The organism is Burkholderia sp. CCA53 (genome assembly GCF_001685525.1).
Classification (GTDB): domain Bacteria; phylum Pseudomonadota; class Gammaproteobacteria; order Burkholderiales; family Burkholderiaceae; genus Burkholderia; species Burkholderia multivorans.
Genome location: NZ_BDDJ01000003.1, coordinates 281,811 through 306,414 on the forward strand (window position 1 = coordinate 281,811; position 24,604 = coordinate 306,414).

The following is a 24,604-nucleotide window of genomic DNA, read 5'->3' on the forward strand; positions in this document are numbered from 1 at the left end:
TGCGCTTACGATTCTTTCTTGCCGCCGCCGCGCTCGCCGTTGCCCGGCAATACGGCCGACAGCACCTGCCGCGCGGTTTCGACGATCACGTTGTGCTCGCGCGAGTCGCCCTTGAGCAGCGTCTCCGCGAAATGCTTCGCCTGCTGCAGCGTGACGTGCGGCGGCAGCGGCGGCACCTCGGGGTCGCTCTTGACTTCGAGCACGACCGGCCGGTCCGACGCGAGCGCTTCGTCCCAGGCGGCGCCGAGCTGCGCCGGATCGTCGACGTAGATGCCCTTCAGCCCGAGCAGCGTCGCAAAGCGCGAGTAGGGCACGTTCGGAATCTGCTGCGACGCGTCGAACTTCGGATCGCCTTCCATCACGCGCTGCTCCCACGTGACCTGATTCAGATCCTCGTTGTTGAGCACCATGCAGATCCAGCGCGGATCCGCCCATGTGCGCCAGTATTTGGACACCGTGATCAGCTCGGCCATGTTGTTCATCTGCATCGCGCCGTCGCCGACCAACGCGATCACGGGCCGCAGCGGATACGCGAACTTCGCGGCGATCGCGTACGGGACGGCCGCGCCCATCGACGCGAGGCCGCCGGACAGCGAACCCATCATCCCGCGCCGCATCGTCAGGTCGCGCGCGTACCAGTTCGCGCACGAGCCCGAATCGCTGGTCAGGATCACGTCGTCGGGCAGCCGCGGCGACAGTTCGGTGAACGCGCGCTGCGGGTTCACGCCGCGGCCGGGGCTCGCGCTCGCGGCGGCGCGCGCGGCGAGCGTGTCGCGCCATTCGTCGTTCCACTGCGCGATGCGCTCGCGCCACGCGGTGTCGTGCCGCGCGTTCAGCAGCGGCAGCAGCGCGCGCAGCGTCTCGGCGCTGTCGCCGACCAGATTGACCTCCATCGGAAAGCGCAGGCTCAGCATGTCGGCCTTCAGATCGATCTGCACGCCGCGCGCCTGACCTTCCTTCGGCAGGAATTCCGAATAGGGGAAGCCGGAGCCGACCATCAGCAGCGTGTCGCATTCGGTCATCAGCGAATAGCTCGGCTTCGTGCCGAGCAGCCCGATCGAGCCCGTGACCCACGGCAGATCGTCGGGCAGCGCGGCCTTGCCGAGCAGCGCCTTCGCGGCGCCCGCACCGAGCCGGTCCGCGACCGCGATCACCTCGTCGGTCGCGTGCAGCGCGCCCGCGCCGACCAGCATCGCGACCTTCGAACCGGCGTTCAGCACGTCGGCCGCGCGCTGCAGATCGTCCGCATAGGGCACGACCTTCGGCCGCGTATAGCCGACGCCCGAATGCACGGTGCCATGCGCGCGCTTCGGCGCCGCATAGTCGAGCTCCTGCAGATCGTTCGGCAGCACGAGCGCGGTGACCGCGCGCGCGCCGAGTGCGGTGCGCACCGCGCGATCGACGAGGTGGCGCACCTGGCCCGGCACCGTCGCGAGTTGCACGAACGCGCCCGCGACGTCCTTGAACAGCGCCGGCAGATCGACCTCCTGCTGATAATGGCCGCCGAGCGCCGCGCGCGCCTGCTGGCCGACGATCGCGAGCACCGGCATATGATCGAGCCGCGCGTCGTACAGGCCCGTCACGAGGTGGGCGGCGCCCGGCCCCGACGTCGCGACGCAGACGCCGAGTTCGCCTGTAAATTTTGCATGCGCGGACGCCATGAAGGCCGCCATCTCCTCGTGTCGCGCCTGCACGAATTCGATCTTGCCCTCTGCGCGGTTCAGCGCACCGAAGAACCCGTTGATGCCGTCGCCCGGGTAGCCGTACACGCGGCGCACGCCCCAGTCGTACAGCCGTTCGACGATGAAATCCGCCACTGTCGCCATGCCGTTTCTCCTTGGTTCGCGGTGACCCGCACGCAACCTGCCGGTGCGCGCGGCGATGAACGTGCCGCGGCGCAAGCGGCGTGCCGCGCGAAGCTGACAGGTATGCAGGTTGCATGCGCGACGGCACGCAGCCACGGAGCGCGACGATGAGTCTTTCCGATGCGCCGACCCTCGGCGACGTGCGGGCGCGCGCGTATCGCGTGCCGACCGACCGGCCGGAGGCCGACGGCACCTATGCGTGGACCGCCACGACGATCGTGGTCGTCGAGATCGATGCGGGGCCCGTGACGGGGCTCGGCTACACGTACACCGATGCGAGTGCCGCGTCGCTCGCGACCTCGCTGCTCGCCGACGCGCTGCGCGGCCGTCCGCTCGCCGATGTGCCGGCTGCCGTCGACGCGCTGTGGCGCGCGGTGCGCAACATCGGCCGCGCAGGCGTGGCAGCGACCGCGATCTCGGCGCTCGACGTCGCGCTGTGGGACGCAAAGGCGAAGCTCGCCGGCGTGCCGCTCGCGACGCTGCTCGGCCGGCGCCGCGAACGCGTGCCGGTCTACGGCAGCGGCGGCTTTACGACCTACGACGCGGCGACGCTCGCCGCGCAGCTCCGCGGCTGGCGCGACGAAGGCATTCGCGCGTGCAAGATCAAGATCGGCGTGCAGGACGCGTGCGACGCCGCGCGGCTGCAGACCGCACGCGACGCGCTCGGCGCGGACGTCGAGTTGTTCGTCGATGCGAACGGCGCGTACTCGGCGCGCACCGCGCTCGCGTTCGCGGAGCGCGCCGCGCGCTACGACGTCCGCTGGTTCGAGGAGCCGGTCAGCAGCGACGATATCGCGGGGCTGCGGTTCGTGCGCGAGCACGTCGGCGCGCGCGTCGACGTCGCGGCCGGCGAATACGCGTATACGCCCGACGACTTCCGGCGCCTGCTCGAAGCCGGCGCGGTCGACGTGCTGCAGGCCGACGCGACGCGCTGCGGCGGCGTCAGCGGGTTTCTCGCGGCAGGCGCGCTCGCCGACGCGTATCACGTCGACCTGTCCGCGCATTGCGCACCCGCATTGCATCGGCACGTCGGCTGCGTCGCGCCGCGCATGCGGCACGTCGAATGGTTTCACGATCACGTGCGCATCGAACGCATGCTGTTCGACGGCGCGCCGCCGCTGATCGACGGTGCGCTCGAGATCGACGCGGGACGGCCGGGCGTCGGTCTCGAACTGAGGACGGCCGATGCGCAACGTTATGCGATCTGAACGACCTGAACGAGCGGAAGGACCAGGAGGCACGATGCGCGTTTTCCGCCCGCCCGCGACCGCGCGCGACGAGCAGCTGCTGCGCGATGCCGCGCGGCTGCTGAACCGCAGCGCGCTGCTGCTGGCCGGCTCGGTATTGGCCGACAGCGGCGTCGAGCACTATCGCGGCACGTTTCACAACCGCGCGATGGTCGCGCCGCTCGTGATGTCGACGCTGTCGGTGATCGCGAGCGTGCACGGTCACGCGGACGACACACCCGCGCGACACCGGCTGCGCGATGCCGTGCATGTCGCGTCCGCGGCGACCGGCCTCGCCGGTTCCGCATTCCATCTGTACAACGTGACGAAGCGCGTGGGCCGCTTCAGCTGGCACAACCTGTTCTACGGCGCGCCGCTCGGCGCACCGGTCGCGCTGCTGCTGTCCGGCGCGCTCGGCGCGGCCGGCGAACGGATGCGCGACTCGCCGGCCGCCGCGCCGTGCATCGGCGGCCGCCCTGCGGGCCGTGTGCTCGCAGGGCTCGTCGCCGCGGGGCTCGTCGGCACGCTCGGCGAGGTCGGCCTGCTGCATTTTCGCGGCGCGTTCCAGCATCGCGCGATGTTCGCGCCGCTGATCGCGCCGCCGGTCGCCGCGCTCGCGGCCGCGCACGTCGCGCTGTCGCGCCCGCGCGCCGCACGGCCGTTCTGCCGGTTCTGGATGCGCACGACCGCGCTGCTCGGGCTCGTCGGCGTCGCGTTCCATGCACGCGGCGTCGCGCGGCAGATGGGCGGCTGGCGCAACTGGTCGCAGAACGTGCTGTCCGGTCCGCCGCTGCCTGCGCCGCCGGCGTTTACGGCACTCGCGATCGCGGGCCTGGCGGCGACGGCGCTGGCCGAACGGGAGGGACGATGAAGCGCGAGAACGAGCGCGCGGCCGTGCTGCCGCGCTATCCCGATTACGACGTGCTCGCGAAACGCGACACGCCGTCGTGGAACGACGCGACGCGTCGCGCGATCGACGCGCGGCTCAAAGTCGCGGCCACCGCGCCGCGCGCGCTCGACGCCGAGCGGTTTGCGACGCTGCGCGCACTCTGCGCGCGGATTGTGCCGCAGCCGGCCGGCAGCGATGCGATACCGACCGCCGTGCTGATCGATGCGCGGCTCGCGAACGACGAAGGCGACGGCTTTCGCGACGCGCGGCTGCCGCCGCTGCGCGACGCGTGGCAGATCGGCCTCGCGGCGCTCGACGCGATGGCGTATCGCGCGCATCGCGCGTCGTTCGCATCGCTCGACGACGACACGGCCGACGCGCTGTTGCGCACAGTGCAGCGCGGCGAGATCGATGCCGCGGATCGCGCCGCCTGGGCCGGCATGGACGCGCGCACGTTCTTCACGAAACGCGTGCTGATGGACGTCTGCGGTGCGTACTACAGCCATCCGTACGCATGGAACGAGATCGGCTTCGGCGGCCCCGCGAGCCCGCGCGGCTACGTGCGGATGGACTTCAATCGGCGCGACCCGTGGGAAGCGCGCGTCGGAGGCGACGACGATGGCCGCTGACGCGCCGCTGTCCGCGACGACGCCGCGCGGCTGCGACGGCCGTGCACCGGACCCGCTGCGCATTGGCGGCTGGATGCCGATGCGCATGTTTCGCGACGACGATCCGGTCGACTTCGTGATCGTCGGCACCGGCGCCGGCGGCGGCACGCTCGCGTGCAAGCTCGCGGAATACGGCTATTCGGTCGTCGCACTCGACGCGGGCGCGTGGTGGCGGCCGCTCGAGGAGTTCGCATCGGACGAGTCGCATCAGCGCAAGCTGTTCTGGACCGACGAACGCATCTGCGACGGCGCCGATCCGCTGACGCTCGGCACCAACAACAGCGGCCGCGCGATCGGCGGCAGCACCGTGCACTTCGCGATGGTGTCGCTGCGGTTTCGGCCCGAATGGTTCCGCTCGCGCAGCGCACTCGGCTACGGCGTCGACTGGCCGCTCGACTGGCGCGAGATGTGGCATTACTACCGCGAGGTCGAGCAGGCGCTGAAGATCAGCGGCCCGGTCCGCTATCCGTGGGGGCCGCCGCGCCCGCGCTATCCGTATCGCGCGCACGAGCTGAACGCCGCCGCGCTGGTGCTCGCGCGCGGCGCCGAGGCGCTCGGCATGGACTGGGCGCCGACGCCGCTCGCCACGCTGTCCGCGCCGCGCGGCCGCGCGCATCCGTGCGTGCATCGCGGCTTCTGCATCGCCGGCTGCGCGACGAACGCGAAGCAGAGCGCGCTCGTCACGTGGATTCCGCGTGCGGTGTCCGCGGGCGCCGAAGTGCGCGACCTCGCGATGGCGTTGCGCATCGAGGCCGAAGGCGATCGCGTGACGGGCGTGCACTATCGCCGCGACGGCCGCACGCGATTTCAGCGCGCGCGCAACGTCGTGGTGGCGGGCTATGCGATCGAGAGCCCGCGGCTGCGGCTGCTGTCCGCGAACGGCCGCCATCCGCAAGGGCTCGCGAACAGCTCGGGCCTCGTCGGCCGCTATCTGATGGCGCAACTGAACCAGGCGTCGTGGGGGGACGATGGACGACGAGGTGCGCTGGTACAAGGGGCCGCCGTCGTTGTCGCTGACCGAGCACTGGAACTACGTCGACGAAGGCAAGGACTTCTTCGGCGGCTACTGCTGGATGAGCCAGGGGCCGCTGCCGATCGAATGGGCGCGCAAGCTCGCGTCGCGCGGGCTGTGGGGCGATGCGCTCAAGCGCGAGATGGCGCGCTACAACTTCCAGGCGGGGCTGAAGATCGTCGGCGAGACGCTGCCGCGCGCGGACAACCGCGTGACGCTCGCCGACGAGCGCGACGCGTACGGGCTGCCGGTCGCACGCGTGACCTACGCGTACGACGACAACGACCGGCGCATGATCCGCCACGCGCTCGCGCAGATGTCGCGCGCGCTCGACGCGGCCGGCGCGCGCGACATCTGGCACGAAGAGGACGACACCTGCCATCTCGCCGGTACCGTGCGCATGGGCGACGATCCGGCGACGAGCGTCGTCGATGCCGATTGCCGGAGCTGGGACATCCCGAACCTGTGGGTCTGCGACGGCTCCGTGTTTCCGACCGTCGGCGGCGTGAATCCGTCGCTGACGATTCAGGCGATCGCGTGCCGTACCGCCGATCGCATCCGCACGCTCGTCGCGCGCGGCGAAGGACACGCGCGTGCGCGGCGTCGCTGAACGGCCGCGCGATCGCGATCGGCGTGCCGCCAGCACGCGGGCACGGTGCCTGCGCGCCTTGCGCCGGGCCGCGCACTGCGCCGCCTTTCATTCGACAAGGAGGTTCGTCATGCCGATTCATTCCCACCGATTCGTCCGCCCGCTGCGCTGTGCGGCCGCCTGCGCGGCGCTCGCGGCGGGCGCGGCCGCGATGCCGGCCGCCGCGCAACTGCGGCCGACCGACCCGACCGTCGTGCCCGACTCGTCGACGCAGGCCTTCCAGCGCGCGGACCACCGGATGATGGAAGCGATGGACGCCGCGCGCTATACGGGCGACGCCGATCGCGATTTCGTCTCGCATATGGCGCCGCATCACCAGGGTGCGATCGACATGGCGCAGGTCGAGCTGAAATACGGCAAGGATCCGACGCTGCGGCAGCTCGCGAGCCGCATCGTCGCCGCGCAGCGCGACGAGATCGCGCTGATGGAGCGCTGGCAGAAGGCGCACGGCGCGACGCCGTGAGCGCGCATGGCGACCGCGCCGTCGCGCCTGACCGGAGGTCCCATGGACATCGATGCATTGCTGCTGTCGCGATTCCAGTTCGCCTGGGTGATCGCGTTTCATATCCTGCTGCCCGCGTTCACCGTCGGGCTGTCGTGCTTCATCGCGACGCTCGAGGTGCTGCACTGGGCGACGCGGCGTACGGTGTATCTGCGGCTGTCGACGTTCTGGCTGCGAATTTTCGCGGTGTCGTTCGGCATGGGCGTCGTATCGGGCATCGTGATGCCGTTCCAGTTCGGTACGAACTGGAGCCGGTTCGTCGCGGCGACGTCGAACGTCGTGGGCGGCTTCATGGCGTACGAAGTGCTGACCGCGTTCTTTCTCGAGTCGGCGTTTCTCGGCGTGCTGCTGTTCGGCCGCCGGCGCGTGCCGCCGTGGGCGCATGCAATGTCGGCCGTGCTGGTCGCGCTCGGCACGCTGCTGTCGTCGTTCTGGATTCTCGCGGTCAACAGCTGGATGCAGACGCCGACCGGCTACCGGATCGTCGACGGACGCTTCTATCCGGACAGCATGCTGTCGGTACTGCTGAGCCCGTCGTTCCCGTTCCGGCTCGCGCATACGGTCACCGCGTTTCTCGTCACGACCGCGTTCGTCGTGCTCGCGGTCGGCGCGCACTATCTGCTGCAGCGGCGCGCGCCCGACGAAAGTCGCGTGATGGTCCGCATGGGGCTATGGTTCCTGACGATCGCCGTGCCCGTGCAGATCGCGCTCGGCGACGCGCACGGCCTCAACACGCTGGCACATCAGCCGGTGAAGCTCGCGGCGATGGAAGGGCTGTGGGACACCGGCCGCGGCGTGCGCGCGACGCTGTTCGCGTGGCCCGATCAGGCGCGCGAGACGAATCGCTTCGAGGTGTCGATTCCGCGCCTCGGTAGCCTGTATCTGACGCACGACTGGAACGGGCTCGTGCACGGGCTGAAGGACTGGCCGCGCGACCAGCGGCCGTCGGTGCCGGTCGTGTTCTTCGCGTTCCATCTGATGGTCGGGCTCGGCATCCTGATGCTCGCGATCGTCGTGCGCGGGCTCACGCTGTGGCGCAGACGCAGGCTGTACGCGGCACGCGGCTGGCTGCACGCGTGCCGTCTGGCGATGCCCATCGGTTTCGTCGCGGTGCTCGCGGGCTGGACGACGACCGAAGCCGGCCGGCAGCCGTGGACCGTGTACGGGCTGATGCGCACGGCCGACTCGGTCACGCCGTCGCTGACGACGGGCGACGTCGCGCTGTCGTTCGCGCTCTATGCGATCGGCTATCTGGCGATCTTCGGCGCGGGCTTCGTGCTGCTGCGCCGGCTCGTGCGGCTCGGGCCCGACACGGCGCCCGCGCATGCGGGAACGCCGGGCGCGGCCGTCTCGGAGCGGCCCGCGCGGCCGCTGTCGGCCGTGTCGGACAGCGGCGCGCAACCACCGGGAGCAAATGATGACAGGGCTTGATCTCGTACCGCTGTGGGCCGGTGTGCTCGCGCTGTCGGTGCTGATGTACGTGCTGCTCGACGGCTTCGATCTCGGCGTCGGGATGCTGTTCTTCTGGCGCCGCGACGAAGCGGAGCGCGACCGCATGATCGCGTCGGTATCGCCGGTGTGGGACTTCAACGAAACCTGGCTCGTGCTCGGTAGCACGCTGCTGCTTGCCGCGTTTCCGGGCGCGTTCTCGGTCGTCGTGCCGGGCGTCTACTTTCCGGTGCTGCTGATGCTGCTCGGGCTGCTGTTTCGCGGCGTCGCGTTCGAGTTTCGCGGCGTGGTCGGCGCGCGCAAGCGGCTCTGGAGCGGGGCGTTCGCGTGCGGCTCGCTTGTGGCGACCGCCGCGCAGGGCGCGGTGCTCGGCATGTTCGTGCAGGGCTTTCGCGTCGTCGACGGGCGTTTCGCCGGCACGAGCTGGGACTGGGTCGCGCCGTTTCCGCTGCTGACCGCGGCGGGGCTCGTCGTCGGCTATCTGCTGCTCGGCGCGACCTGGCTCGTGATGAAGACTGAAGGGCCGCTGCAGCTCGCCGCGCGGCGAGCCGCGCGCCACGCACTGATCGGCGTGATCGTGTTCATCGTCGCGGTCAGCATCTGGACGCCGCTCGCCGATCCGGCGATCGCCGCGCGCTGGTTTGCCTGGCCGAACCTGCTATTCTTCTCGCCGGTGCCGGTGCTGACGGCGCTGCTCGCGTGGCTCGCCTGGCGCGCGCTGCACGGCCGCGGCGAGGTGCTGCCGTTCGTCGCGTCGATCGGGCTGTTCTTTCTCGGCTTCTCGGGACTCACGATCAGCCTGTGGCCGCACGTCGCGCCGCCGTCCGTGACGCTGTGGTCGGCCGCGTCGGCGCAGATGTCGCAGGAATTCCTGATGATCGGCACCGCGTTCATGCTGCCGGTGCTGCTGATGTATGTGGGCTGGTCGTACTGGGTGTTCCGCGGCAAGGTGCGCGGCGACGTCGGGTACGAGCATATGTGACGGCCGCGGCTGTCGCGGCCGACGAAAAGGGGAGACGACGGATGGCAGGTGAACGCGCATGCGACGCGGGCGAAGCGATCGACAGCGTCGCCGACTATATGACGCGCATCGGCGCGCAGGACGACGGCCGCGCCGCGCGGCTTTTTCGCGGGCAGTGCAACGCGGGCTGGGCGCTCGCGCCAAGCATCGCGCGTAGGCGCTCGACGCCCGATATCGAAGCGCGGATGCTCGACGAATTCATGCGGAGTGCGCTGCCGCATCTCGAACCGGCGCCGAATCTCGACGCGTGCGACTGGCTCGCGATCGCGCAGCAGCACGGGATGCGCACGCGCTTGCTCGACTGGTCCGGCAGCGCGCTCGCCGCGCTGTGGTTCGCGGTCAGGAGCGCGTCGGAGGCGGGCGTCGACGGTGTCGTCTGGTGCCTGCGTCACGACGCGGACGACATCGCGACGATCGCCGAGCGGCGCGCGCCGCTCGGTGTCACGCGCACGAAAGTGTTCCGGCCGCGCCATGTGATGCCGCGCATCACCGCGCAGGACGGGTGGTTCACGATCCATAGCTACGACGCCGATGCGCAGTGCTTCGCGCCGCTCGACGAACAGCCGGACTTCGCGGGGCGCCTCACGCGCATCGTCGTGCCGGGCGAGCGGTTCGCCGCGATCCGGCATGAGCTTGCGCGCGTCGGAATTAGCGTCGCGACGATCTTTCCGGATCTCGACGGCATCGCGCAGTGGACCGACACGCGGTACTTCCCGGACGACGAGGATACGCACGCGCCGCGGTGAGGGTGCAGAGGATGCATGCGGCGCATACGGCGCGGCGCGGCGCGGCACGGCACGGCGCGCGCATCGCGCAAACCATGCAAACCGCCACATCGCATACGCTCCGAACGCCCGCACAGCACGCAGCACGCAGCACGCAGCACGCAGCACGAAGCGCGAAGTGCGAAGTGCGAAGTGCGAAGTGCGAAGTGCGAAGTGCGAAGTGCGTGGCGCATCGGCGCACCGCCCCCGGGCATGCGCGTTGCTTCACACAGCGTCGACGCCCCCATCGGGGACCGTACCCCGCGCCGCCATGTCGCCGCGGCGCGCGGTCCGCGTGCGGGTGCACTTACTTGTTCCATCCGGGAGGTGTCATGCGCGAAGCGAACGATTCATCCCGCGTCCGGCCGGACGCGGCCGACCGTCACGGGACCGACCGCGCGTCGGCCCCGCATCCCGTCACGCGCGCGTTCGAGCGCTTCGCGTCCGGCGTCACGGCGTGGGCCGGCTCGCCGATCGCGTTCGGCTCGGCCGTCGCCGTGACACTGCTGTGGCTCGTCAGCGGGCCGCTGTTTCACTATTCCGACGCGTGGCAGCTCGTGATCAACACGGGTACGACGATCATCACGTTCCTGATGGTGTTCCTGCTGCAGCGGAACCAGAACCGCGACAGCGTCGCGCTGCATCTGAAGCTCGACGAACTCGTCGCGGCGACGCGTTCCGCGAGCGACCGGCTGATCGGGATCGAGGACGCGTCGGAGGAGGAGCTGAATCAGCTCGCGCAGGCGTACATGAAGCTCGCGAAGCGGGCGGGCACGCGCGAAGGCCTCGAAGAGGATTGCGCACGCGTGCGCGACATGGCCGACGCGCCGCGGGACGCGTCGTGACGAACGCGCTTTTCGGCACCGCCGCATCGCGCGTGCGCGCCCGACATCCGCATTTTTCAAGCGTTTGTCATTTCGTTCGCCGCGCTGCGAGCGCGTACCGATGAGCGCGACCGAACTCGCGGACGGCTATCTGCGCTTCTTCGTGCTGCCGCTCTGGATCGCGGCCGGCTTCGTCGACTGGCTCTGCCATCGACGCTCGCAGATCGCCTCGACGTCGGGCGTGCGCGAGTCGCTGCTGCATGTCGCGCAGCTCGTCGAGGTCGGCATTCCGCTGCTCGTCGCGCTGCTGTTCGAAATCGATCTGACCGTGCTCGCGCTGATGGCGGCCGGTTTCGTGCTGCACGAGTTCACCGCGCTGGCCGACGTCCGCTTCGCCGTGTCGCGGCGCGACGTGTCGCCGTTCGAGCAGCACGTGCACAGCTTTCTCGAAATGATGCCGCTCGTCGCGCTCTCGCTGATCGCGTGGATCGTGCTGCCCGCACGGTTGCGCGACGGCGTGCACGCGGCCGACTTCGCACTGCGCTGGCGGCCGACCGAGCCGCTTTACATCGTCGTACTGCTCGCGGCCGTGCTCGTGTTCGCGGTGATTCCGTATGCGGAGGAGTGCGTGCGCGGCTGGCGGTATGCGCGGCGGCACGCGGCATCGCGCTGAGTGCCGTGTACCGTGTACCGAGCGCGCGACGCGGATTGCGCCGCCGACGCAGCGCGTGCAGCCGCGGCAGCTTGTGCGGCTCGCGCACGATGGAGGAACGGCGCGTGCTGCGTAGGCGGCGAAGCCCGGCCGTCCCCGGGTATTGCGTACGGTGTTGCCATGGAATCCCAGACTCGTCTGAAACCGCTGATGAATCTTGCTGCGGCCGTCGCATGCGGCGCGGTCGCGATGTACTTTCTCGATCCGGCGTCGGGCCGCCGCCGACGTGCGTACGTCTGCGACAAGGCCGCGGCCGGCGGACACGGCGTCGTCGACTATGCGAGCAATTGCGCGAAACAGGCGACCGATCGCGCGCGCAGTGCGATCGCGGGTCTGCGCGAACACTGGCAGCCCGAGCATGCGGACGACGCGCTGCTCGCGGCGCGCGTGCGCGCCGAACTCGCGCGGCTCACCGGTCGTCCGCACGACATCGACGTGAGCGTCGAGGACGGCCATGTGCGGCTCAGCGGCGCGATCGACGAAGCCGAGCGGCAGGCGATCGTCGACGGCGTGTCGGCCGTCGACGGCGTGCGGACCGTCGACGACGGGCTCGGCACGCGCAGCGAGTACCGCGCCGACGCGGGCGACGGCGCGAGCTGATGCGCCCCGGCGCGGCGGCGTGCGCGACACTCGCGCGCCGCCGCCCGCCCGCGTGCGCCCGCGCCGGGCGCGCCGTCATTCGCCCCGCGGCGTACCTGCCGCGGGTGTTCCTGTCGCGCCGCACGCGGCGGCGCCCGTTCCGGAGAACAGCCGATGGCCGAACGCCTGCCTGACGATACGACACCCCCTCCTTCCGAACCGAATGCGCACGACGCACTCGAACGCCTGCTCGGCAGCCTGCACCGTCACGGCTTCCTGCGTTTCGCGAACGACGTGGTCAGCGCGAACGCGAAGATCGCCGAGGTGCTGGTCGGCGCGCTCGACAAGCCCGGCACGCAGACCGGCGTGCAGAATCTCGCGATGCTCGTGATGGCGCTCTCGCGCGTGCCGCCCGAACAGTTCGGCAAGACGATGTTCGCGGCCGCCGACGCACTGCGCCACATCGGCGCGTGGCAGCCGGCCGAGCACGAACATGTCGCGCCGGGCGTGCGCGGCGTCTACCGGCTGCTCAACGACGACGCGCTGTGGGAAGCGATCACGCCGCTGCTCGAAGGGCTGAAGGTGTTCGCGCAGGGGCTTGCGCGCGAGCCCGAGCAATCGGTCACGGCGCTGACCGGGAAGGCGGACGGCGCGTAAGCGCGGGTGCGTCCGCGCTCGCGACGTCGCGCAGCTGCGCGAGCTGACGCACGATGCGCTGTGTCGGCGTGCTGGCCGGCCAGCGCGCCACCGCGTCGATCGGCACCCAGCGGCACAGCGCGATCTCGCGGCCGGGGCACGCATGCATGCCGGCCGGCAGATCGACGACGAACACGTGATGGCGTTTCACATTGCCGTCGACGTAGAAGAAATACGCGAGGTCGAGCCCCGTCAGTCCCGTTTCCTCGTGCAGCTCGCGATGCGCGGCGTCGAGCGCGGACTCGCCGCGGCGAATCACGCCGCCCGGCAGCGTCCAGCGCGACGACGGCCGGCGCGCGACCAGCAGCACGCGGCCGTTGCGATGACAGAGTACCGTCGCGCGTTCCTTCGCCAGCGGCGCGAGCGGGACCGCGCGAACGGGAAAGTCGGCGGGATCGGGCAGTTTCATGTCGGGTAGCGGACAGGCGGCGGGGGCATTCATGGCGGAGCATCGCGCAAGCCGCGTGCCTGCCGCGGCGGCCCGCCGAGCGGGGGCGAGCGGCCGGTCGCACGCGCCGCGGCGGCGCGGCCGGCCGCGACCGCTCAGCGTTTCGCCGTCGTGTTCGGACGCATCTCGCGCGCGAGATACGTGCGCACGACGCCCGCCATGTTGTGCTCGAGCCAGGCCGCCATCGCCTGCTCTTCGGGCAGGATCCGCTCGCAGATCGTCTGCGTCTCGACGTCGCCGGCCACGCGCGCGGCCTCGATCAGGTTGCGGTACGCGGCGATCTCGAAGTGCTCGAACATGTAGCTCGCCATGCCGCCCTTGACGATCTCGTCCGACACGAACATCCCCGACATGCCCTGCACCCAGGCCATCGTCTTCGCGCCGAGATCCTTCACGGTCGACACCGAGCCGCCGCGCCGCTCGATGCAGCTGCGGATCAGCCGCGCCTGTTCGCGCGTTTCCTCGATGTGCTGCTCGATGCGCCGCTTGAGGTCCGGATAATGTTCGATCCGGCCGGCCATCGACGACAGCATCGTCTCGGCCTGTTCCTCCATCGCATGCGCGTCGCGCAGCCATTCCATCAACCGCTCGTCTACTACGTTCGCTTCGCTTGCCATGCCTCGTTCTCCTGTCGTTTCGGTGAATGCGGGCCGAGGCGCGCGTACGCGCCCCTTGTGCGTTACACGCCCGGCGTGCCGGACACCGGCGGCACCGGCGATGTCGTGCTGTCGTGCGGTGCACCGGCGCCGAGCTCGGCACCGGTCGTCGGATCGCAGTTCGGGTCGGACGCGAGCCGGCGCGCCATCGCTTCGAGCGCCTGCGACTGCGTCGGATCGACTGCGCCCGTCGCGAGGCCGTCGCCGCCGTCGACGGCCGGCTCGCCACGCCGCACCGACAGCGCATCGCCGCGATTCCACGGGCCCGGCATCGGCTCCGCGCCTTCCTGCATCCGGAAGTACACGCGGTCGTACGGCTCCATCGGCGGCAGCTTGCCGGGCGGGAAGTTCGCGGTGATCGCGTAGAGCGCCTTCTCGAACGACTTCTGGTGCGACACTTCGCGCGTCATCAGGAAGCCGAGCGCTTCGCGCACGCTCGGATCGTCCGACACGTTGATCAGCCGTTCGTAGATGATCTTCGCGCGCGCCTCGGCCGCGATGTTCGAGCGCAGATCGGCGGTCGGCTCGCCGATCGTGTCGATGTACGCGGCGCTCCACGGCACCGCGCCCGAATTCGTCAGCGGCGAACCGGCGCCGTACAGCAGCTGCGTCACGTGGCTGTCGTTGCCCGCGCCGTTCAGCTTGCGGTACAGCTCGGCCTGTTCGTCGACCGCTTCCGCGAGCTCGCCCTTCGCGCCGCGGTTCAGCATCGCGACGAGCGATCCGATCACTTCCAGGTGGCTCAGCTCCTCGGTCGCGATGTCGAACAGCATGTCCTTGCGGCCCGGATCTTCCTCGGTGATCGCCTGCGTGAAGTAGCGCATCGCGGCGGCGAGTTCGCCCTGCGGTCCGCCGAACTGTTCGAGCAGCAGGTTGGCGAGACCGGGGTTCGGCGCGTCGACGCGCACCGTGTACTGCAATCGGGTGTTGTGAATGAACATGAAGCCTCCGTGTGAAAGTGGACGACGGTTGCGCCGGATGCCGAGCACGTCGCGGGCCCGTAGTGCGGCGCGCGCCGCGCGGGCGGCCGTGGCCGCGTGCGTCCGCGGTTTTTCAACGCGTTGTCATTTCTGCTGACGTGTCGCCGGGCGCGCGGCCGTCCGTCAGGGCTTGCCAGCGGCGCGGTCGCCGTGATCGGCCGGTTGCGCGCCGGGCAGCGCATCGGCCGGCTGCGGCTTGCCTTCTGCCGGATCGCGCGCGCTGCGCGGCGGCGGCGTCGCGGTGCCGCCGCGCTTGCCTTCGGGGCCCGGCGTGCTGTCGCCGCGATCTTCGCCGCGCGTATCGGTGTCGAGCGGGGTGGGACGGGTCATCGAACGCCTCCTGTCGGAACGGGACGGATTCGCGCGCATCGCGCGTGCCGGCTCGCGCGACGCCGCGCGGCCGGTGCAACCGTCGTTGTAAAAAATGCGCGTCGGAGCGGCTGCCGCGTCGTCGGTGCGACATGGATAGGAGCCGGGCAGGCGCGGCACTTGCTTCGATCGCGCGCCATGAGGCCCGCGCGCACGTCGGTGCGCACGGGTTGCACACAGGAGCGCTGTTCGATGTCCGAGGTCACCGTGTCCCCGTTGCCCGATCGCCTGCGAGACCGCGTCGCACCGACGCGCGCTTCGCCGCTCGCGCGACGGCAGGCGCGGACGCGCACCGCGCGCGGCGTCCGGCGTCGCGCAAGCGCGCGCACGGCCGATGCGCCGCTCGACCGCGAGCCGGGCGGCGCGCCCGTGCGCGTCGCGCGTGCCGGCGACGACGATGCCGGCCGCGGCAGCGGAACCGGCAGCGGACACGGCGAGCCGCGCGGCGAGCGCGACGCCGACGCACCGGGCGGCGGCGGTGGAGACAGGCATCCGCACGACGATCGCGGCGGCCGCACCGGCGGCGACGGCGATGGCGCGGGAGACGGCGGCGAACGCAAGCGGCCGGGCCGCAAGCCGCTGATCATCCTCGGCGCGATCGCGTTGCTGCTCGTCGTCGGCGGGCTCGTCTGGTGGTTCGCGACGCGCAATCAGGAGAGCACCGACGATGCGTACACGGACGGCAATGCCATCGCCGTCGCGCCGCACGTGTCGGGCTACGTGACGCGCCTCGCGGTCGACGACAACGTCTACGTGCATCGCGGCGACGTGCTCGTCGAGATCGATCCGCGCGACTACCGCGCACAGGTCGACGCGGCGCGCGCGCAGCTCGGTCTCGCCGAGGCGCAGCTCGACGCGGCCCGCGTGCAGCTCGACATCGCGCGCGTCCAGTATCCGGCGCAGTACCGGCAGGCGCGCGCGCAGATCGAATCGGCGGAAGCCGCGTACCGGCAGGCGCTGGCCGCGCAGGCGCGGCAGCGTGCGGTCGATGTGCGCGCGACCTCGCAGCAGGCGATCGACGCGGCCGACGCGCAGCGCGCGAGCGCCGACGCGAACGTCGCGATGGCGCAGGCGCAGGCGCGCACCGCGAGCCTCGTGCCGCAGCAGATCCGGCAAGCCGAAACGGTCGTCGAGGAGCGCCGTCAGCAGGTCTTGCAGGCGCGCGCGCAGCTCGAGCAGGCGGAGTTGAATCTCGCGTACTGCACGATGCGCGCGCCGTCGGACGGCTGGGTCACGCGCCGCAACGTGCAGCTCGGTTCGTTCCTGCAGCCCGGTACGTCGATCTTCTCGATCGTGACGCCGCGCGTGTGGATCACCGCGAACTTCAAGGAGTCGCAACTGAAGCGGATGCGCGTCGGCGATCGCGTCGACGTGTCGGTCGACGCCTATCCCGATCTCGATCTGCACGGTCACGTCGACAGCATCCAGCTCGGCAGCGGCTCGCGGTTTTCCGCGTTCCCGGCCGAGAACGCGACCGGCAACTTCGTCAAGATCGTCCAGCGTGTGCCGGTGAAGATCGTGCTCGACGATCCGCTGCCGCGCAATCCGCCGCTCGGCCTCGGCCTGTCGGTCGAGCCGACCGTCCATCTGAAATGACCGGCCGCCGCTGCATGCGGCGCGCCGCGCACGGAGCGCAACGATGTCCGACCTTCGACTGCCGTTCATCCGAGCGGCCCTCGGCCGATGAACCGGCCCGCCGATCAGGCGGCGGCACCCGGCGGCGACTGGCGGCCGGCCGCGAATCCGTGGCTCGTCGCCGTCGTGGTCACGCTCGCCGCCTTCATGGAAGTGCTCGACACGACGATCGTCAACGTCGCCCTGCCGCACATCGCGGGGACGATGTCCGCGAGCTACGACGAGGCTACCTGGACGCTCACGTCGTATCTGGTCGCGAACGGGATCGTGCTGCCGATCTCCGGGTTTCTCGGCCGGCTGCTCGGACGCAAGCGCTACTTCGTGCTCTGCATCGCCGCGTTCACCGCGTGCTCGTTCCTGTGCGGCATCGCGACGAACCTCGGGGAGCTGATCGTGTTCCGCGTGCTGCAGGGCTTGTTCGGCGGCGGGCTGCAGCCGAACCAGCAGTCGATCATCCTCGACACGTTTCCGCCCGAGCAGCGCAACCGCGCGTTCTCGGTGTCGGCGATCGCGATCGTCGTCGCGCCGGTACTCGGGCCCACGCTCGGCGGCTGGATCACCGATCACTTCTCGTGGCGCTGGGTGTTCCTGCTCAACGTGCCGATCGGCGTGCTGACCGTGCTCGCCGTGATGCAGCTCGTCGAGGATCCGCCGTGGCGACGCGGCGCGGTGCGCGGGCTGTCGGTCGACTACGTCGGGATCGGCCTGATCGCGATCGGGCTCGGCTGTCTGCAGGTGATGCTCGATCGCGGCGAGGACGAGGACTGGTTCGGCTCGACGTTCATCCGGACCTTCGCGGTACTGTCCGCGCTCGGGCTCGTCGGCGCGACGCTCTGGCTGCTGCGCACGAGGAAGCCCGTCGTCGATCTGTCGTGCCTGCGCGATCGCAACTTCGCGCTCGGCTGCGTGACGATTGCGACGTTCGCGGCCGTGCTGTACGGCAGCGCGGTGATCGTGCCGCAGCTCGCGCAGCAGCATCTCGGCTACACGGCGACGCTCGCCGGTCTCGTGCTGTCGCCGGGCGCGCTGCTGATCACGCTCGAGATTCCGCTCGTGAGCCGGCTGATGCCGCACGTGCAGACGCGCTATCTCGTCGGCTTCGGCTTCGTGCTGCTCGCCTTCGCACTGGCCTATTCGCGCATGCTCGTGCCCGACATCGACTATCGGCATCTGGTGATGATTCGCTGCGCGCAGTCGCTCGCGATCGGCTTCATGTTCGTGCCGATCACGACGCTCGCGTATCTGACCGTGCCGCAGCGGCTGAACGACGATGCGTCGGCGCTGTTTACGATGTTCCGCAACGTCGCCGGGTCGATCGGCATCTCGGTGTCGACTGCGCTGATTCGCGAACGCACGCAGGCACGCATGGCGCATCTGTCCGCGCATACGTCGCCGCTGTCGCAGAACTTCCAGGACGCGCTGCATGCGAACGCGCGAGCGATCGCGGAGCTGTCGGGCGGCACGCCGGCGGCCGCGCTGCAGACCGCGAACGGCCGGCTCTACGAGACCTTCGTGTCGCAGGCGACGATCCTCGCGTATATCGACGTATTTGCGCTGCTCGCGGTGTTTTGTGCCGCGTGCATTCCGCTGACATTCCTGTTTTCGCCGGTGAAGGCCGCACGCGCCGGGGGAGGGCATTGACATGACGACGTGCGACGCCGCCCGCCGCAGCCGCCGGCCGCGCGCGCTGCGCCGTGCGACCGCCGCGGCTGCCGCGGTCGCCGGCACGCTGCTGGGCGCATGTACGGTCGGCCCGGATTTCACACCGCCGCGCGCCGACGTGCCCGCGGGCTGGCATGCGCTGCAGCGCGCCGACGCGGCCGCGCCCGCGTCGGGCGCGCGCGCGCCGGCTTCCACGCCGACGACGGACGCCGATCCCGATCCGCGCTGGTGGCGCGCGTTCGGCGATCCGCTGCTGGACCGGCTCGTCGAACGCGCGGCGCGCGACAACCTCGACGTGCAGGCCGCGGTGCTGCGCATTGCGCAGGCGCGTGCGCAGGTGCGTGCCGCCGCCGCGCAGGGCTTGCCCGACGTGCGCGCAAGCGCGAGCTATCAGCGCGAGCAGCTCGGCCTGAAGGGGTTCGTCGAAGATCAAGGGTTGGACCGGCAGATCGACCGGCTCGGCGCGCCCGGTTCGCCGCTCGACCGGCTCGGGGCGGGCACCGGCGCGGCCGTGCAGCAGCGTGCGCGCGGCGCGCTCGATGCATTGGAATCGCCGGTCAACCTGTGGCAGGCCGGCTTCGACGCGTCGTGGGAGCTCGATCTGTTCGGGCGCGTGCGGCGCGCGGTGGAGGCCGCCGATGCGCAGGCGGGTGCGGCCGTCGCGAGCCGCGACGACGCATTGCTGTCGCTCGAAGCGGAAGTCGCCCAGACCTATCTGCAGCTGCGCGGTGCGCAGACGCAGCGCGCGCTCGCCGACGAACTCGTGGGCGCGCAGCGCGAACTGCGCGATCTGACGCGCGAGCAGGCCGCACACGGCCTGGCGAGCGACCTCGACGTGCGCAGCGCCGACGCGCGGCTCGCCCAGTTGCGTGCGCAACTACCGCAGTTCGATCAGCAGATCGTGCTGCTGAAGAACGGGCTTGCCTATCTGGTCGGCGGTGCGCCGGGCGCGCTCGACGACTGGCTCGACACGCCGCGTGCGCTGCCGGGCGTGCCGCCCGCCGTTCCGGTCGGCCTGCCGTCGACGCTCGCGCGCCGCCGGCCCGACATCCGGCGCGCGGAAGCCGACCTGCACGCGGCGACGGCCGACGTCGGCGTCGCGGTCGCGCAGTTCTATCCGGACGTGTCGCTGACCGGGCAAGTCGGGCTGCGCGCGACACATGTGCGCGAACTCGCGCACTGGTCGCATCTGTTCTATGCGTTCGGGCCTGCGGTGTCGCTGCCGATTTTTTCGGGCGGCGCGCTGGTGTCGAATCTGCGGCTCACGCAGGCGCGTCAGGCGGAGGCGGCGCTCGCGTATCGGCAGACCGTGCTCGTCGCGCTGCGCGACGTCGACAATGCCCTCGCCGTGTACCGCACCGACCAGACGCGCGCGGCCGCGCTCGACGATGCCGTGCGCGCGGAGCAGGGCGCGCTGGAACTCGCGCGCGATCGTTACCGCAAGGGGCTGTCGCCGTTTCTCGACGTGCTGGACGCGGAGCGGCAATGGTCGGAAGGGCGTCAGCAGGCCGTGCAGGGCGCGCTGCAGACGACGACCGATCTCGTCGCGCTGTACAAGGCGCTCGGCGGGGGTTGGCGGGAGGGGGAGCGGGAGGGTGGGCGTGATGGTGTGGCGCGTGCTGATGCTTCGAGCGCTGATGCTCCGCCTGCCGATGCGGCGGCGCGCGACGCGCAGGCGCCCGCGCAACCGTAGCCGTGCGCGCCGCTCGCCGCGCTATCCGCGAGCAATGACAAAGCCATTTTCTCTACGGCAGCCGGCCCACTGACGTCGATTGCGCCCAGCGCGCGTCGCGCGACGGCGCGCGTGCTCGAGGCGCGCCGAGGCGTTCCTCTAATGCAGGTCCTTGACCTTGAAGTGAAGTTCAAGCCTAGAGTGCCGGCTGAGGGTCTTTAAGGCGGCGGGCTTGCGGTCTAGCGCCTTGCCGCGACGAATCAGCGAGGAGAGGCAGGACATGGACATGCGCACCGGCACCACGTCAGTCGAATTCGGGCCGCACGCGGTCGACGTGCCCGCAGGCGGCTACTACGACCGGTTCCGGACGAATCCTGATCTCGACGACTTCGCACGCGACCCGGCCGCGGGCAATGTCGACTTCTTCCGGCGCATTCCAAAGCGCATCGTGGAGTCGTCGCTCGGCGCCATCCGGGCGCCGAATTTCTACTACCGTTCCGGCAGCGTGCAACTGCTGTTCGTCGCGCCGCTCGTAGCGCTGAGCGCGCGTTATCCCATCGTGTCGCCAAGGAATCATCGATGACCCACCCCTCCTACGACCTCGTAGTGTTCGGCGCGACGAGCTTCGTCGGCCAGATCCTCACGCGCCATCTGGCCGAACATCTCTCGAGCGGCGCCGACACGCTGCGCTGGGCGATTGCCGGCCGCTCCGAAGCGAAGCTTGCGCAGTTGCGCGATTCGCTCGGCGACGCGGCGCGCACGCTGCCGATCCTCGTCGCCGACGCGTCCGACGACGCGCAGCTCCAGACGCTCTGCGCGCAGACGCGCGTCGTCGTGTCGACCGTCGGCCCCTATGCGCTGTACGGCGAGCCGCTCGTGCGCGCCTGCGCGCAAAGCGGCACCGACTATTGCGATCTGACCGGCGAGACGCAGTGGATCAAGCGCATGATCGACCGATACGAAGCAGCCGCCACGCAGTCGGGCGCGCGCATCGTGCACTGCTGCGGCTTCGATTCGATTCCGTCGGATCTCGGCGTGTACGTTCTTCAACAACGCGCGCTGCACGAATGGGGCGCGCCGGCCGAGCACGTGACGATGCGCGTCAAGACCTTGAAGGGCGGCGCGTCGGGCGGAACGGTCGCGAGCATGATCAATGTCGTTCGCGAGGCCGCGGCCGATCCGGCGCTGCGCCGCATGCTGCTCGATCCGTATGCGTTGTGCCCGCGCGATCATCGCTTCACGGTGCGTCAGCATGCGGTCCGGTCGGCCGAGTTCGATCGCGATTGCGACGCGTGGATCGCGCCGTTCGTGATGGCGGCCGTCAACGAGCGCGTCGTGCACCGTTCGAACGCGCTGGCCGGCGACGCATACGGCAACGGCTTCCGCTATGACGAAGCGATCGTGACGGGGCACGGTATCCGCGGGAGCGTCGTTGCGCGGGCGACCGTCGTCGCGCTGGGCGCATTCATGGCCGGCGTGCTCGTGAAGCCCGTGCGCAGCGCGATGGAGCGTTTCCTGCTGCCGAAGCCAGGCGAAGGGCCGAGCCTCGCTGCCCAGCGCGCAGGCTGCTTCGATCTGCGCTTCTTCGGTCACGCATCGGGCGGGCGGATCGTGCGCCTGAAGGTGACCGGCGATCGCGATCCCGGTTACGGGTCGACGGGCAAGATGCTCGGGCAGGCGGCGATCTGTCTCGCGCTCGACTGCCGCGCAGGTAACGACGGCACGCCCGGCGGCGGGTTCTGGACGCCCGCGACGATGTTCGGCGAGCGGCTCGTCGACCGGCTCGTGCGGCATGCGGGCTTGCGTTTCGACGCGATCTGAGCCGATTCCGCAACGACGTGTGCGGTGCCGATGCGGCACCACCGCGCACCGCTGCGACGCGTCGCGAAATCGCCGGCCGATGCGGCACCGATGGGCCGGCGCATGCGTTGCGTTTCGTTGCGTTGCGCGCGCGGGCGGCTACAGCAGCGCCGCGACCTGCTCGGCCGTCGCCTTCGCCGACTGCGGATTCTGTCCCGTCACGAGCCGCCCGTCGACGACGACGTTCGACGTAAACGGCAGCAGCGCCTTCTCATAGCGCGCGCCGCGCCGTTTCATTTCCGCTTCGACGTTGTACGGCACCTTGTTCGCGACGCCGGCCAGCACCTCCTCGATCCACGCGTAGCCCGTGAGCCGGCGTCCGGTCACGAGCAGCGACCCGTCGGACAAGCGTGTGTTCAACAGCCCGCAATAGCCGTGGCAGACCGCCGCGACGATGCCGCCGCGTTCGTAGATCTCGCGCGTGAGCCGCTGCAGCCCTGCATCGTCGGGGAAGTCCCACATCACGCCGTGACCGCCGGTGAAGTAGATCGCATCGAACGCGGCCGCGTCGATGTCGTCCGGGCGTGCGGTGTTGGCGAGCAGCGTCTGATGGGCCGGATCGGCGCGCCACGCTTTCGCGGCGGCGTCCGCGTGCGGCCATTTGAGCGAGCGCGGCTCGAGCGGCGACACGCCGCCTTTCGGGCTGACGAGCTGCTGCGTGTGGCCGCGCGCGGCGAAGATGTCGTACGCGTGCGTCAGTTCGGCGAGCCACAGGCCGGTCGGCTGCGACGGGTCGGCGTAATGCGCGATGTTGGTGACGACGTGGAGGATGCGTCGAGTCATGTTCGGTAGTCCTGTCGCGATCGGCCACGGGCCGCCGCGGATCGCGCGACGTGGTTTGCCGCAGGGCAGGGCGCGTACCGGTGGCCTCGGTACGCGCGCGGACGTTAACCATAACCTTCAAGCGAAGTTCAAGGTCAAGCGGTTTGCGCGGCTGCGGTCGAACCGGTCGTCGACGATGTAAGGCCGAGCGATCGCGTCGGGTCTCGGCCTGCCCGGTGAGGCGTTGCATGCTGTGCGTTTCACCGGTGCCGACGCGACGTGCGTTTTTGAAAGCCGAAGTTACGTATAGGGATGATGTCGTTATGATAAGAAAACTTATCCCGATGAACGCAAATGCCGACGTGATTGGCTTGCCATGCTCGGGACGATTGCGCGTCGGCGCGGCGGCTCATCGACTGCAGTGCCGCACCGGCGCATACGCAGGGACGTCACGCGCCGGTCGCGATCGCAATTCCCGCGCGCCGCGCATCATTCCGCGAACAGATCCGGCCCGAACACCTCGTAATGGATCCGCGCTTCCGGAATGCCGAGCTGCTTCAACGCATCGTGCTGCAGCCGCATGAACGGCACGGGCCCGCAGATGTAGTAGTCGGCGTCCGGCAGCAGGATCGCATCCTTGATCGCATTCACGTCGACAAGGCCCGCATGGTCGTAGTCGCGGCCGGGGAGGTCTTGCGGAAGCGGATCGTCGTAGAACACGATCAGACTGAAATTCGTATGCGTGCGCGCGGTTTCGCGCAGCCGGTCGCGCATCGCGTGCACGCCGCTGTTGCGCGCGCCGTGGACGAACACGACCTGCCGCTTCGGATCCTCGATCGCGCGCTTGAGCATGCTGATCATCGGCGTGAGGCCCACGCCGCCGCTGATCAGCACGATCGGCGTGCTCGCATCGACGTCGATATGGAAGCAGCCGTAAGGCGCGGCGAGGCGGACCTCGTCGCCGACGTTCACGTGATCGTGCAGCAGGCACGACACATAGCCGGGCGGATAGGGGCCGCCGCCTTCGCGTTTCACCGAGATCCGGTACGTGCGGCCGTTCGGCATGTCGGACAGGCTGTACTGGCGGATCTGCTGCAGGCCGAGCGTCGGCACGTCGACCGCGACGCTCACGTATTGACCGGGCTCGAAATTGGCGACCGGCCGGCCGTCGGCCGGCTCCAGCACGAACGACGTGATCACGCTGCTTTCCGGCCGCTTGTCGCGGACGATGAAGGTCCGCCAGCCGGTCCAGCCGCCGACGCGCGTCGCCGCCTGCTCGTACAGCCCGCTTTCCATCCCGGCGAGCAGATCGGCGAGGTTGCCGTACGCCAGCGCCCACGCGGAGACGATCGCGTCGGTGGCCGCATCGCCGAGCGTTTCCTTGATCGCGCCGAGCAGATGCTCGCCGACGATCGGATAGTGTTCGGGCCGCACGCCGAGACTCGCGTGCTTGTTCGCGATGTTCTTTAGCACGGCCGCGAGGCTGCCGGGATCCTCGATGTTTTCCGCATACGCGTACACCGCGCGCGCAAGTGCCTGCTGCTGCTGGCCCTGTTGCTGGTGCGTCATGTTGAACACGTTCTTCAGTTCCGGATGCGCGTCGAACAGGCGCCGATAGAAGCACTGGATGATGTCGTAGCCGTGTTGGGCCAGCACGGGGGCCGTTGCCTTGACGATGTCCTTCGTTTGCTGCGTCAGCATGAG

General features: G+C 70.1%; 22 protein-coding genes and 2 pseudogenes. 17 read left to right on the forward strand and 7 right to left on the reverse strand.

The window, feature by feature from the left end; translation table 11 throughout:
* Positions 1 to 5: 5 nt before the first annotated feature.
* A complete protein-coding gene (locus BCR55_RS28010; protein WP_006409499.1) occupies positions 6 to 1,826 on the reverse strand; it encodes a thiamine pyrophosphate-requiring protein in 1,821 nt (606 codons plus the stop codon).
* A gap of 146 nt (positions 1,827 to 1,972) precedes the next feature.
* Between BCR55_RS28010 and BCR55_RS28015 the strand changes: the two genes are divergently transcribed.
* From BCR55_RS28015 to BCR55_RS28070, 12 genes and pseudogenes are all read left to right on the forward strand, one after another.
* Positions 1,973 to 3,073 carry an enolase C-terminal domain-like protein gene (locus BCR55_RS28015; protein WP_006405139.1) on the forward strand — a complete coding sequence of 367 codons (1,101 nt, stop codon included), beginning with the start codon at positions 1,973 to 1,975 and terminating at the stop codon, positions 3,071 to 3,073.
* Positions 3,074 to 3,107: 34 nt separating this feature from the next.
* The gene (locus BCR55_RS28020) at positions 3,108 to 3,962 is read left to right on the forward strand and encodes a hypothetical protein (RefSeq protein ID WP_053298989.1); all 855 of its coding nucleotides are present in this window, start codon (positions 3,108 to 3,110) and stop codon (positions 3,960 to 3,962) included.
* Positions 3,959 to 4,609 carry a gluconate 2-dehydrogenase subunit 3 family protein gene (locus BCR55_RS28025; protein WP_065496992.1) on the forward strand — a complete coding sequence of 217 codons (651 nt, stop codon included), beginning with the start codon at positions 3,959 to 3,961 and terminating at the stop codon, positions 4,607 to 4,609. Before BCR55_RS28020 ends, BCR55_RS28025 begins: the two co-directional genes overlap by 4 nt.
* A pseudogene (locus BCR55_RS28030) lies at positions 4,599 to 6,270 on the forward strand (GMC family oxidoreductase). Before BCR55_RS28025 ends, BCR55_RS28030 begins: the two are co-directional and overlap by 11 nt.
* A gap of 109 nt (positions 6,271 to 6,379) precedes the next feature.
* Positions 6,380 to 6,772, forward strand: a complete 393-nt coding sequence (locus tag BCR55_RS28035) for a DUF305 domain-containing protein (protein ID WP_035956381.1) — start codon at positions 6,380 to 6,382, stop codon at positions 6,770 to 6,772.
* Positions 6,773 to 6,814: 42 nt separating this feature from the next.
* Positions 6,815 to 8,242 carry a cytochrome ubiquinol oxidase subunit I gene (locus tag BCR55_RS28040; RefSeq protein WP_065496994.1) on the forward strand — a complete coding sequence of 476 codons (1,428 nt, stop codon included), beginning with the start codon at positions 6,815 to 6,817 and terminating at the stop codon, positions 8,240 to 8,242.
* Positions 8,229 to 9,242 carry a cytochrome d ubiquinol oxidase subunit II gene (locus BCR55_RS28045; RefSeq protein WP_006405145.1) on the forward strand — a complete coding sequence of 338 codons (1,014 nt, stop codon included), beginning with the start codon at positions 8,229 to 8,231 and terminating at the stop codon, positions 9,240 to 9,242. Before BCR55_RS28040 ends, BCR55_RS28045 begins: the two co-directional genes overlap by 14 nt.
* Before the next feature lie 41 nt (positions 9,243 to 9,283).
* Positions 9,284 to 10,027 carry an FRG domain-containing protein gene (locus tag BCR55_RS28050; RefSeq protein ID WP_065496996.1) on the forward strand — a complete coding sequence of 248 codons (744 nt, stop codon included), beginning with the start codon at positions 9,284 to 9,286 and terminating at the stop codon, positions 10,025 to 10,027.
* A 350-nt stretch (positions 10,028 to 10,377) separates the two neighbouring features.
* Entirely contained in the window at positions 10,378 to 10,890 is a 513-nt protein-coding gene (locus BCR55_RS28055) for a low affinity iron permease family protein (protein ID WP_006405147.1), read from the forward strand.
* Positions 10,891 to 10,990: 100 nt separating this feature from the next.
* Positions 10,991 to 11,542, forward strand: coding sequence for a hypothetical protein (locus BCR55_RS28060; RefSeq protein ID WP_006410068.1), 552 nt, complete (start codon positions 10,991 to 10,993; stop codon positions 11,540 to 11,542).
* Between the two features lie 159 nt (positions 11,543 to 11,701).
* Complete coding sequence (locus tag BCR55_RS28065; RefSeq protein ID WP_065496998.1) at positions 11,702 to 12,181, forward strand: BON domain-containing protein; 480 nt, start codon at positions 11,702 to 11,704, stop codon at positions 12,179 to 12,181.
* Between the two features lie 153 nt (positions 12,182 to 12,334).
* Positions 12,335 to 12,817 (forward strand): DUF1641 domain-containing protein, encoded by a 483-nt coding sequence (locus tag BCR55_RS28070; protein ID WP_006405151.1) that lies wholly within the window; start codon positions 12,335 to 12,337, stop codon positions 12,815 to 12,817.
* Here the strand turns inward: BCR55_RS28070 and BCR55_RS28075 are convergent.
* The 4 genes from BCR55_RS28075 to BCR55_RS28090 form a co-directional block, all read right to left on the reverse strand.
* The gene (locus tag BCR55_RS28075; RefSeq protein ID WP_006405152.1) at positions 12,783 to 13,265 is read right to left on the reverse strand and encodes an NUDIX hydrolase; all 483 of its coding nucleotides are present in this window, start codon (positions 13,263 to 13,265) and stop codon (positions 12,783 to 12,785) included. The genes BCR55_RS28070 and BCR55_RS28075 overlap by 35 nt on opposite strands.
* Positions 13,266 to 13,399: 134 nt before the next feature.
* Positions 13,400 to 13,921, reverse strand: a complete 522-nt coding sequence (locus tag BCR55_RS28080) for a ferritin-like domain-containing protein (protein WP_006405153.1) — start codon at positions 13,919 to 13,921, stop codon at positions 13,400 to 13,402.
* A gap of 62 nt (positions 13,922 to 13,983) precedes the next feature.
* Positions 13,984 to 14,901: a manganese catalase family protein gene (locus BCR55_RS28085; RefSeq protein ID WP_006405154.1), complete on the reverse strand. Its 918-nt coding sequence runs from the start codon at positions 14,899 to 14,901 to the stop codon at positions 13,984 to 13,986.
* Positions 14,902 to 15,063: 162 nt separating this feature from the next.
* Positions 15,064 to 15,270 (reverse strand): hypothetical protein, encoded by a 207-nt coding sequence (locus BCR55_RS28090; RefSeq protein WP_065497000.1) that lies wholly within the window; start codon positions 15,268 to 15,270, stop codon positions 15,064 to 15,066.
* Between the two features lie 231 nt (positions 15,271 to 15,501).
* Here BCR55_RS28090 and BCR55_RS28095 point away from each other — a divergent pair, with 231 nt between their 5' ends.
* From BCR55_RS28095 to BCR55_RS28115, 5 genes and pseudogenes are all read left to right on the forward strand, one after another.
* Entirely contained in the window at positions 15,502 to 16,905 is a 1,404-nt protein-coding gene (locus BCR55_RS28095; protein WP_065497209.1) for an HlyD family secretion protein, read from the forward strand.
* 87 nt (positions 16,906 to 16,992) lie between these two features.
* Positions 16,993 to 18,585 carry a DHA2 family efflux MFS transporter permease subunit gene (locus tag BCR55_RS28100; protein WP_006410205.1) on the forward strand — a complete coding sequence of 531 codons (1,593 nt, stop codon included), beginning with the start codon at positions 16,993 to 16,995 and terminating at the stop codon, positions 18,583 to 18,585.
* Between the two features lies 1 nt (position 18,586).
* Complete coding sequence (locus BCR55_RS28105) at positions 18,587 to 20,299, forward strand: efflux transporter outer membrane subunit (RefSeq protein ID WP_065497002.1); 1,713 nt, start codon at positions 18,587 to 18,589, stop codon at positions 20,297 to 20,299.
* Positions 20,300 to 20,564: 265 nt separating this feature from the next.
* Positions 20,565 to 20,837 (forward strand): annotated as a pseudogene (locus BCR55_RS28110) (hypothetical protein); the annotation flags it as partial.
* A 20-nt stretch (positions 20,838 to 20,857) separates the two neighbouring features.
* Complete coding sequence (locus tag BCR55_RS28115; protein ID WP_065497008.1) at positions 20,858 to 22,099, forward strand: trans-acting enoyl reductase family protein; 1,242 nt, start codon at positions 20,858 to 20,860, stop codon at positions 22,097 to 22,099.
* A gap of 138 nt (positions 22,100 to 22,237) precedes the next feature.
* Here BCR55_RS28115 and BCR55_RS28120 read toward each other — a convergent pair whose 3' ends face one another.
* Together BCR55_RS28120 and hmpA are read right to left on the reverse strand one after the other, a co-directional pair.
* Positions 22,238 to 22,921 carry a type 1 glutamine amidotransferase domain-containing protein gene (locus BCR55_RS28120; protein ID WP_065497010.1) on the reverse strand — a complete coding sequence of 228 codons (684 nt, stop codon included), beginning with the start codon at positions 22,919 to 22,921 and terminating at the stop codon, positions 22,238 to 22,240.
* A 468-nt stretch (positions 22,922 to 23,389) separates the two neighbouring features.
* The gene (gene hmpA / locus BCR55_RS28125) at positions 23,390 to 24,601 is read right to left on the reverse strand and encodes an NO-inducible flavohemoprotein (RefSeq protein WP_065497014.1); all 1,212 of its coding nucleotides are present in this window, start codon (positions 24,599 to 24,601) and stop codon (positions 23,390 to 23,392) included.
* Positions 24,602 to 24,604: the final 3 nt, after the last annotated feature.

Coding starts and splice junctions, on each gene's coding strand:
- BCR55_RS28010 (WP_006409499.1), bottom strand. CDS start 1,826: ATGGCGACAGTGGCGGATTTCATCGTCGAACGGCTGTACGACTGGGGC.
- BCR55_RS28015 (WP_006405139.1), top strand. CDS start 1,973: ATGAGTCTTTCCGATGCGCCGACCCTCGGCGACGTGCGGGCGCGCGCG.
- BCR55_RS28020 (WP_053298989.1), top strand. CDS start 3,108: ATGCGCGTTTTCCGCCCGCCCGCGACCGCGCGCGACGAGCAGCTGCTG.
- BCR55_RS28025 (WP_065496992.1), top strand. CDS start 3,959: ATGAAGCGCGAGAACGAGCGCGCGGCCGTGCTGCCGCGCTATCCCGAT.
- BCR55_RS28035 (WP_035956381.1), top strand. CDS start 6,380: ATGCCGATTCATTCCCACCGATTCGTCCGCCCGCTGCGCTGTGCGGCC.
- BCR55_RS28040 (WP_065496994.1), top strand. CDS start 6,815: ATGGACATCGATGCATTGCTGCTGTCGCGATTCCAGTTCGCCTGGGTG.
- BCR55_RS28045 (WP_006405145.1), top strand. CDS start 8,229: ATGACAGGGCTTGATCTCGTACCGCTGTGGGCCGGTGTGCTCGCGCTG.
- BCR55_RS28050 (WP_065496996.1), top strand. CDS start 9,284: ATGGCAGGTGAACGCGCATGCGACGCGGGCGAAGCGATCGACAGCGTC.
- BCR55_RS28055 (WP_006405147.1), top strand. CDS start 10,378: ATGCGCGAAGCGAACGATTCATCCCGCGTCCGGCCGGACGCGGCCGAC.
- BCR55_RS28060 (WP_006410068.1), top strand. CDS start 10,991: ATGAGCGCGACCGAACTCGCGGACGGCTATCTGCGCTTCTTCGTGCTG.
- BCR55_RS28065 (WP_065496998.1), top strand. CDS start 11,702: ATGGAATCCCAGACTCGTCTGAAACCGCTGATGAATCTTGCTGCGGCC.
- BCR55_RS28070 (WP_006405151.1), top strand. CDS start 12,335: ATGGCCGAACGCCTGCCTGACGATACGACACCCCCTCCTTCCGAACCG.
- BCR55_RS28075 (WP_006405152.1), bottom strand. CDS start 13,265: ATGAAACTGCCCGATCCCGCCGACTTTCCCGTTCGCGCGGTCCCGCTC.
- BCR55_RS28080 (WP_006405153.1), bottom strand. CDS start 13,921: ATGGCAAGCGAAGCGAACGTAGTAGACGAGCGGTTGATGGAATGGCTG.
- BCR55_RS28085 (WP_006405154.1), bottom strand. CDS start 14,901: ATGTTCATTCACAACACCCGATTGCAGTACACGGTGCGCGTCGACGCG.
- BCR55_RS28090 (WP_065497000.1), bottom strand. CDS start 15,270: ATGACCCGTCCCACCCCGCTCGACACCGATACGCGCGGCGAAGATCGC.
- BCR55_RS28095 (WP_065497209.1), top strand. CDS start 15,502: ATGTCCGAGGTCACCGTGTCCCCGTTGCCCGATCGCCTGCGAGACCGC.
- BCR55_RS28100 (WP_006410205.1), top strand. CDS start 16,993: ATGAACCGGCCCGCCGATCAGGCGGCGGCACCCGGCGGCGACTGGCGG.
- BCR55_RS28105 (WP_065497002.1), top strand. CDS start 18,587: ATGACGACGTGCGACGCCGCCCGCCGCAGCCGCCGGCCGCGCGCGCTG.
- BCR55_RS28115 (WP_065497008.1), top strand. CDS start 20,858: ATGACCCACCCCTCCTACGACCTCGTAGTGTTCGGCGCGACGAGCTTC.
- BCR55_RS28120 (WP_065497010.1), bottom strand. CDS start 22,921: ATGACTCGACGCATCCTCCACGTCGTCACCAACATCGCGCATTACGCC.
- hmpA (WP_065497014.1), bottom strand. CDS start 24,601: ATGCTGACGCAGCAAACGAAGGACATCGTCAAGGCAACGGCCCCCGTG.